This is a genomic window from Streptomyces sp. NPDC111744, assembly GCF_055634995.1.
The window spans coordinates 1-8,518 of record NZ_JBVKCG010000062.1 but is presented as its reverse complement, the minus strand read 5'-3'; the positions used below and the strand labels follow the sequence as shown (position 1 = coordinate 8,518).

At 70.8% G+C, this 8,518-nt stretch carries 1 protein-coding gene and 1 pseudogene; both read left to right on the top strand.

Going from position 1 to position 8,518, the window contains the following annotated elements; translation table 11 throughout:
• Positions 1–5,890: pseudogene (locus ACZ7OO_RS43835) on the top strand (amino acid adenylation domain-containing protein); the annotation flags it as partial.
• A gap of 91 nt (positions 5,891–5,981) precedes the next feature.
• Positions 5,982–8,518: non-ribosomal peptide synthetase (locus tag ACZ7OO_RS43830; protein ID WP_471512979.1), on the top strand; the 2,537-nt coding region annotated here is incomplete at its 3' end.

Below are 8,518 nucleotides of genomic sequence, written 5' to 3'. Positions count from 1 at the left end.
AGCGGTGTGGACAGGGATGGGACGTGGGTCGTGCTGGACGATCCGCGGGTCCAGGCGGAGCTGGGTGGTCTGGACGGGGTTGCGGTGACGGACGCTGACCGCCGGGGTGCGCTGCTGCCCGACCACCCGGTGTACGTGCTCTACACCTCCGGTTCCACCGGCCGCCCCAAGGGCGTGGTGGTCCCCCACCACGGAGTGGCCAACCAACTGGCCTGGATGCAAACCGAGTTCGGGCTGTCGTCCGGCGACCGGGTGCTGCACAAGACCCCGTTCGGGTTCGACGTGTCGGTCTGGGAACTGTTCTGGCCCCTGGTCGAGGGCGCGGCGGTCGTGGTGGCCCGGCCCGGTGGACACCGTGACCCGCAGTACCTCGCCGGCCTGATCGCGCGCGAACAGATCACCTTCGCGCACTTCGTGCCGTCGATGCTCGACGTGTTCCTGCACTCCTCCACGGCGGCCGAGTGCACCAGCCTGCGGGCCGTGATCTGCGCCGGTGAGGCGCTCTCGCCGGCCTTGCGTGACCGGTTCGGTGCCGTGCTGGGGGACGTGCCACTGCACAACCTGTACGGACCGACCGAGGCCGCGATCGCCGTCACCGGGTGGGCGTGCGATGCGGACGGGGACGGGGCGGTGGTCCCGATCGGCCGCCCGGCGGACAACACCCGCGTGTTCGTGCTGGACGACATGCTGCGCCCGGTTCCGGTGGGTGTGGCCGGTGAGCTGTACGTGGCGGGTCCGCAGCTGGCGCGTGGGTATCTGGGGCGTGCGGGGCTGACGGCGCAGCGGTTCGTGGCGTGTCCGTTCGGGGAACCGGGTGAGCGGATGTACCGCACGGGCGATCTGGTGCGCTGGAGTGCCCGGGGTGCGCTGGAGTATCTGGGCCGGGCCGACGACCAGGTCAAGATCCGGGGGTTCCGGATCGAGCCGGGCGAGATCGAGGCGGCGCTGACCGAGCACCCTGCGGTCGCCCAGGCCGCCGTCCTCGTGCAGGACGACCGGCTGGTCGGCTACGTCGTCCCGCGCCAGGAAACGGCTCGGGACAGCGGCCTCGAAGCGGATCACGTGGACGCGTGGCAGGACGTCTACGACGCCCTGCCCACGGCACCCGAGGAAGCCGCCTTCGGTGAGAACTTCGTCGGCTGGAACAGCAGCTACGACGCGAAGCCGATCCCGGCCGAGCAGATGCAGGAGTGGCGGGACGCCACCGTGGCACGCATCCTGGCTCTGCGCCCCCGCCGGGTCCTGGAAGTCGGTGTCGGCACCGGCCTGCTCCTCTCGCAGGTCGCACCGCACTGCGAGACGTACTGGGGCACCGACTTCTCCGCCACCACCATCGACGCGCTGGCCGCCCAGGTGGCCCGGCAGGAGGACCTCGCCGAGCGCGTCGTGCTGCAGCGCCGCCCGGCGCACGACACCGACGGGCTTCCGGCGGGGCAGTTCGACACCATCGTGCTGAACTCCGTGGTGCAGTACTTCCCGTCCGCCGACTACCTCGCGGAGGTGGTGGACCGGCTGATGGGACTGCTCGCCCCCGGCGGCGCGCTTTTCGTCGGCGACGTCCGCAACCTGCGGTTGCAGAGACCGCTGGTCACGGCCGTCCAACTGCACCGGGCCACAGACGGCGCGGACCTGTCCTCGGTGCGCCGCGCCGTGGAGCAGGCCCTTCTGGTGGAGAAGGAACTCCTGGTCGACCCGGACTTCTTCGCAGTCCTGCGCGACCGCGGCACCGGCATCGGTGCCGTGACCGTGGAGATCAAGCGCGGCCGACACCACAACGAGCTGTCCCGCTACCGCTATGACGTCACGCTGCACAAGCAGTCGGCCGTGCCGACGGTGCCGACCGTACCGCACGGACTGGCGTGGGGCCGGGACGTCGCCGACCTCGCGGAACTGCGCGAGCTGCTCGCCCGGCGCGGGCCGGAGCCGGTGCACATCACCGGGGTGCCGAACCGGCGCGTCGCGGTCGAGGCGGCGCTGGCCCGGGCGGTGCAGAACGGGGACGGCACACTCGCCGAGCTGCTGGGCAGGCTGCACGGCCAGGACGACAGCGGGCCCGATCCCGAGGACCTGTACGCGCTCGGCGACGACATCGGCCGCCGGGTGAACATCAGCTGGTCGTCCGACGAGCCCGACGCCCTGGACGTGCTGTTCGCCGGAGCACCGGGAGAGGCCCCGGCCGGGGCGTACCGGCCCGCCGGCGGCACGGGCGCCACGCTGTCCGCGCTGACCAACCGCCCGACCGGGAGCCGCACCAGTGGCGCCCTCATCGGTGACCTCCGCGACCGGCTGCGCAGCCGCTTGCCCGAGCACCTCGTGCCGTCGGCCTTCGTGGTCCTGGACGCGCTGCCGCTGACCGCCAGCGGCAAGCTCGACCGCCGTGCCCTGCCCGCCCCTGACCTCGGGACGGCCGGGACCGGGCGGGCACCGCGCACCCCGCAGGAACAGCTGCTCGCCGAACTCTTCGCCGACGTGCTCGGGCTGCCCCGGGTCGGAGTCGAGGACAGCTTCTTCGACCTCGGTGGGCACTCCCTGCTGGCGACCCGTCTGGCCTCCCGGGTCCGGGTGGCCTTCGGCGCGGAGCTGGAGGTGCGCACCCTCTTCGAGCACCCGACCGTGGCCGCCCTGGCGGCCCGCCTCGACGGCTCCGTGACGCAGCGGCCCGCACTGACCGCCGGCCCGCGCCCCGAGCGGATCCCGCTCTCCTTCGCCCAGCGACGCCTGTGGTTCCTGCACCGCATGAACGGGCCGAGCGCCACCTACAACGTGCCGCTCGCGCTGGGCCTGGACGGCGAACTCGACCGGGCGGCGCTGCGGGCCGCGTTCACCGACGTGATCACCCGGCACGAGAGCCTGCGGACGGTCCTGCGCGAGGCCGACGGCGTGCCGTACCAGCTCGTGCTGAGTGCGGACGAGGCGGACCCGGAGTTCACGGTGGCCGAGCTCGACGAAGAACAGTTGGCCGACCGGCTGGCTGAGGGGGCCCAGCGCGGCTTCGACCTGGCTGCCGAACTGCCGATCCGGGCGGAGCTCTACGCGCTCGCCCCTGAGCGGCATGCGCTGCTGCTCGTGGTGCATCACATCGCGGCCGACGGCTGGTCGCTGGCCCCGCTCGCACGCGACCTGGCGACGGCCTACGCGGCCCGTCGCCGGGGCGAGGAACCGCAGTGGCAGCCGCTGCCGGTGCAGTACGCGGATTACACGCTGTGGCAGCGCGAGCTCCTGGGCCAGGCAGACGACCCGGACAGCTTGCTGACCCGGCAGGCGGGGTATTGGCACGACGCACTGGCGGGAGCACCCGAACAGCTCGCCCTGCCACTGGACCGGCCGCGACCGGCGGTGGCCAGCCACCGCGCCGGTGCGGTCCGCCTGCAGATCCCCGCCGAACTGCACGCCCAGCTGGTCAGACTCGCGGGCGAGCAGGACGTGACGATGTTCATGCTCCTCCATGCGGCGCTGGCGGTGCTGCTGTCGCGGCTGGGCGCGGGCCACGACATCCCGATCGGCAGCCCGGTGGCCGGACGCATGGACGAGGCACTCGACGAACTCGTCGGATTCTTCGTCAACATGCTCGTCCTGCGCACCGACGTGTCGGGTGATCCTTCGTTCGACGAACTGCTCGCCCGGGTGCGCGAACGCAGCCTGGGAGCGCTGGAGCACCAGGACGTGCCGTTCGAGCAGCTGGTCGAGCAGCTGGCCCCGGCACGCTCGACGGCCCACCAACCACTGTTCCAGATCATGCTCGCCCTGCAGAACAATGCCGAGACCCGTATGGAACTGCCTGGCCTGCGGGTCGAGGCGTATCCGGACGTCTGGCCGGCGGCGAAGTTCGACCTGGACGTCCAGCTCTACGAGCGGTTCGGCGCCGACGGCACGCCGGCTGGCCTGGAGGGCGGAATCGTCTTCGCGACGGACCTGTTCGACCAGGCGACCGCCGAGTCCCTCGCCAAGCGGCTGGTCAGGGTACTGGATGCCGTCACCGCGGACCCGGCCCAGCCGGTCAGCCGGATCGAGGTGCTGGACGGCGACGAGTCGCGCCGGGTGCTGACGGAATGGAACGACACCGCCCGGCAGCTGCCTCAGGAGAGCCTGCCGAAACTGCTCCATACGCAGGTGGTGCGTACGCCGGATGCGGTTGCGGTGGTGGGTGAGGGTGTCCGGTTGTCGTACGGGGAGGTGGACGAGCGGTCCAGTCGGCTGGCGCGGCTGCTCATCGGTCGTGGGGTGGGTCCGGAGACGTTGGTCGGGGTTCTGATGGAGCGTTCCCCGGAGCTGATCGTGGTGCTGCTGGCGATCCTCAAGGCCGGTGGTGCGTATGTGCCGTTGGACCCGGAGTATCCGGTGGCGCGGATCGTGGACACCTTGCGTGATGCCGCGCCGGTCTCGGTGGTGACCACCGCGCAGCTCGCCGCGCAGATCGGTGCGGGACTGAGCGGTGTGGACAGGGATGGGACGTGGGTCGTGCTGGACGATCCGCGGGTCCAGGCGGAGCTGGGTGGTCTGGACGGGGTTGCGGTGACGGACGCGGACCGCCGGGGTGCGCTGCTGCCCGACCATCCGGTGTACGTGCTCTACACCTCCGGTTCCACCGGCCGCCCCAAGGGCGTGGTGGTCCCCCACCGCGCCCTGGCCAACCAACTGACTTGGCTCCAGTCCCAGTTCGGGCTGTCGTCCGACGACCGGGTGCTGCACAAGACCCCGTTCGGGTTCGACGTGTCGGTCTGGGAACTGTTCTGGCCCCTGTTCGAGGGCGCGGCGGTCGTGGTGGCCCGGCCCGGTGGACATCGTGACCCGCAGTACCTCGCCGGCCTGATCGCGCGCGAACAGATCACCTTCGCGCACTTCGTGCCGTCGATGCTCGACGTGTTCCTGCACTCCTCCACGGCGGCCGAGTGCACCAGCCTGCGGGCCGTGATCTGCGCGGGTGAGGCGCTCTCGCCGGCCTTGCGTGACCGGTTCGGTGCCGTGCTGGGGGACGTGCTGCTGCACAACCTGTACGGGCCGACCGAGACGATCGCCGTCACCGGGTGGGTGTGTGATGCGGTCGGGGACGGGGCGGTGGTCCCGATCGGCCGCCCGGCGGACAACACCCGCGTGTTCGTGCTGGACGACATGCTGCGCCCGGTTCCGGTGGGGGTGGCCGGTGAGTTGTACGTGGCGGGTCCGCAGCTGGCGCGTGGGTATCTGGGGCGTGCGGGGCTGACGGCGCAGCGGTTCGTGGCGTGTCCGTTCGGGGAGCCGGGTGAGCGGATGTACCGCACGGGCGATCTGGTGCGCTGGAGTGCCCGGGGTGTGCTGGAGTATGTGGGCCGGGCCGACGATCAGGTCAAGATCCGGGGGTTCCGGATCGAGCCGGGCGAGATCGAGACCGTCCTGGCCGGACACCGGCAGGTCGGACAGGCCGCCGTCGTCGTACGGGAGGACACCCCCGGCGACAAGCGGCTGGTCGCCTACCTCGTTGCGGCCGGACCGGCGGATGACGGCGTCCCGGATCAGCGGGCCGGGGAGGGTGTGGACACCGCGGACGTGCGGGAGTTCGCGGCCCAGCGGCTGCCGCAGTACATGGTGCCGTCGGCGATGGTGGTCCTGGACGCGCTGCCACTCACCGTGAACGGGAAACTGGACCGCAGGGCCCTGCCCGCCCCCGACTACACCACCGCCGCGGGTGCGGGCCGGGGACCGGCGACCGTGCGTGAAGAGATCCTTTGCTCGGCGTTCGCCGACGTCCTGGGCCTGCCCTCGGTCGGGGTCGACGACAACTTCTTCGACCTCGGCGGACACTCCCTCCTGGCGACCCGACTGATCAGCCGGATCCGGTCGCTCCTCGGCGCGGAGATATCGATCCGCGAGGTGTTCACCGCCCCGACCGTCGCCGGGATCGCCGGCCGTCTTGATTCCACACAGCGCGTACGCCCGACCCTCCGGCGCATGTCGCACCCGAGTAAGGAACTGTCGTGATCCCTGCGTCCTTTACCCAGCGTGGCTTGTGGTTCCTGAACGAAGTCCACGGCGGAGCGACGTACAACCTCCCGTCGATCGTGCGGATGTCCGGCACGTTGAACCAACGGGCGCTGCAATCGGCGCTGCACGACCTCGTCGAACGGCACGAAAGCCTGCGCACGGTGTTCACCACGGTGGACGGTCAGCCCTATCAGGAGGTCATCTCCGACCGGGCTGCGTACCCGCAGTTGTCCGTGGCGGAGGCCACTGCAGAGGACCCGGACGAACTGATCGCACAGGCCGCCGACCACGCGTTCGATCTCTCCGCGGAGTTGCCGCTGCGGGCGACGCTGCTGGTGGTGGGGCCGGATGACTACGTACTGGTACTGGTGATGCACCACATTGCCTCGGACGGCTGGTCGCTGGTGCCGTTGTGGCGGGATCTGTCCGCCGCCTACACGGCACGCTGCGAGGGACGGGAGCCTTCGTGGCAGCCGCTCCCGGTGCAGTACACGGATTACACGCTGTGGCAGCGCGAGCTGTTGGGCCAGGCAGACGACCCGGACAGCCTGCTCGCGCGGCAGGTTGCGTACTGGCGGCACGTACTCGCGGGAGCACCCGAAGAGCTCGCCCTGCCGCTGGACCGGCCGCGTCCCGCGATGGTCAGCCACCACGGCGGCATCGCCGGCGTACGCGTTCCCCGCGAACTGCACGCGCGCATGGTGGAGTTGGCGCGCGAGCAGGGCGTGACGATGTTCATGCTGCTGCAAGCGGCGCTGGCGGTGCTGCTGTCGCGGCTGGGCGCGGGCGAGGACATCCCGATCGGCACCCCGGTGGCCGGGCGCACGGACGAGGCACTCGACGAACTCGTCGGATTCTTCGTCAACACGCTGGTGATGCGCACCGACGTGTCGGGAGATCCGTCGTTCAGCCAGTTGCTGGGCCGGGTCCGGGAGCGCGGCCTGGGAGCGCTGGAGCACCAGGACGTGCCGTTCGAGCGGCTGGTCGAGGAGCTGGCCCCGGCACGCTCGACGGCCCGCCACCCGCTGTTCCAGGTCATGCTGGCCGTGCAGAACAATGCCGAGACCCGTATGGAACTGCCTGGCCTGCGGGTCGAGGCGTATCCGGGCGGCAGGCCGGCGGCGAAGTTCGACCTGGACGTCCAGCTCTACGAGCGGTTCGGCGCCGACGGCACGCCGGCTGGCCTGGAGGGCGGAATCGTCTTCGCGACGGACCTGTTCGACCAGGCGACCGTCGATGCCTTCGCCAAGCGGCTGGTAAGGGTGCTGCAGGCGGTGACCGCGGACCCGGCCCAGCCGGTCGGCCGTATCCAGTTGCTGGACGAGACGGAGTTGCGGCGGGTCCTGACGGAGTGGAACGACACCACACCGCAGACCCCGGACCTGTCGGCTGCGACGTTGCCGGGGTTGTTCGCCGCGCAGGTGGTGCGTACGCCGGATGCGGTTGCGGTGGTGGGTGAGGGTGTCCGGTTGTCGTACGGGGAGGTGGACGAGCGGTCCAGTCGGCTGGCGCGGCTGCTCATCGGTCGTGGGGTGGGTCCGGAGACGTTGGTCGGGGTTCTGATGGAGCGTTCCCCGGAGCTGATCGTGGTGCTGCTGGCGATCCTCAAGGCCGGTGGCGCATACGTACCGATCGACCCGGACTACCCGGTCGAGCGGATCGCGGACACGCTGCGCGACGCCGCACCGGCAGCGGTACTGACCACCGCGAAGGTCGCGGGCCAGGTCACCCCCGCGCTCAAGAACGGCGACGGGTCGAACGGTTTCCCTGGTCCGGACTGGGTCCTGGTGGATGATCCGCAGGTCCAGGCCGACCAGGCCGCTCTGAGTGGCGGCCTCGTAAGTGACGGGGAGCGGCGGACACCGCTGCTGCCCGGCCACCCGGCGTACGTGATCTACACCTCCGGATCCACCGGCCGCCCCAAGGGCGTCGTCGTACCGCATGCGAATGTGGTGCATCTGTTCGCGGGCACGGACGACTGGTTCGGTTTCGGACCCGATGACGTCTGGACGTGGTTCCACTCGTACGCGTTCGACTTCTCGGTGTGGGAGCTGTGGGGGGCGCTGCTGCACGGTGGCCGCTTGGTGGTGGTTCCCTTCGCGGTTTCCAGGTCCCCGCGGGAGTTCCTGGAGCTGCTCGTGCGGGAAAGGGTGACCGTCCTCAACCAGACGCCGTCGGCGTTCTACCAGTTGATGCAGGCCGATGCGGAGCATCCGCGGCTGGGTGCGGAACTGGCCTTGCGTACTGTGGTGTTCGGTGGAGAGGCGCTGGACCTCGGGCGGCTGCGGGGCTGGTACGAGCGCCATCATGACGACGCTCCGGTACTGGTGAACATGTACGGCATCACCGAGACCACCGTTCACGTCAGCTACCTGGCGCTGGACGCGGCGATGGCAGGCGCGCAGCGTGCCGCCAGCCTGGTCGGCAGGGGCATCCCGGGTCTGCGTACCTATGTGCTGGACGAGATGCTGCGCCCGGTTCCGGTGGGGGTGGCCGGTGAGTTGTACGTGGCGGGTCCGCAGCTGGCGCGTGGGTATCTGGGGCGTGCGGGGCTGACGGC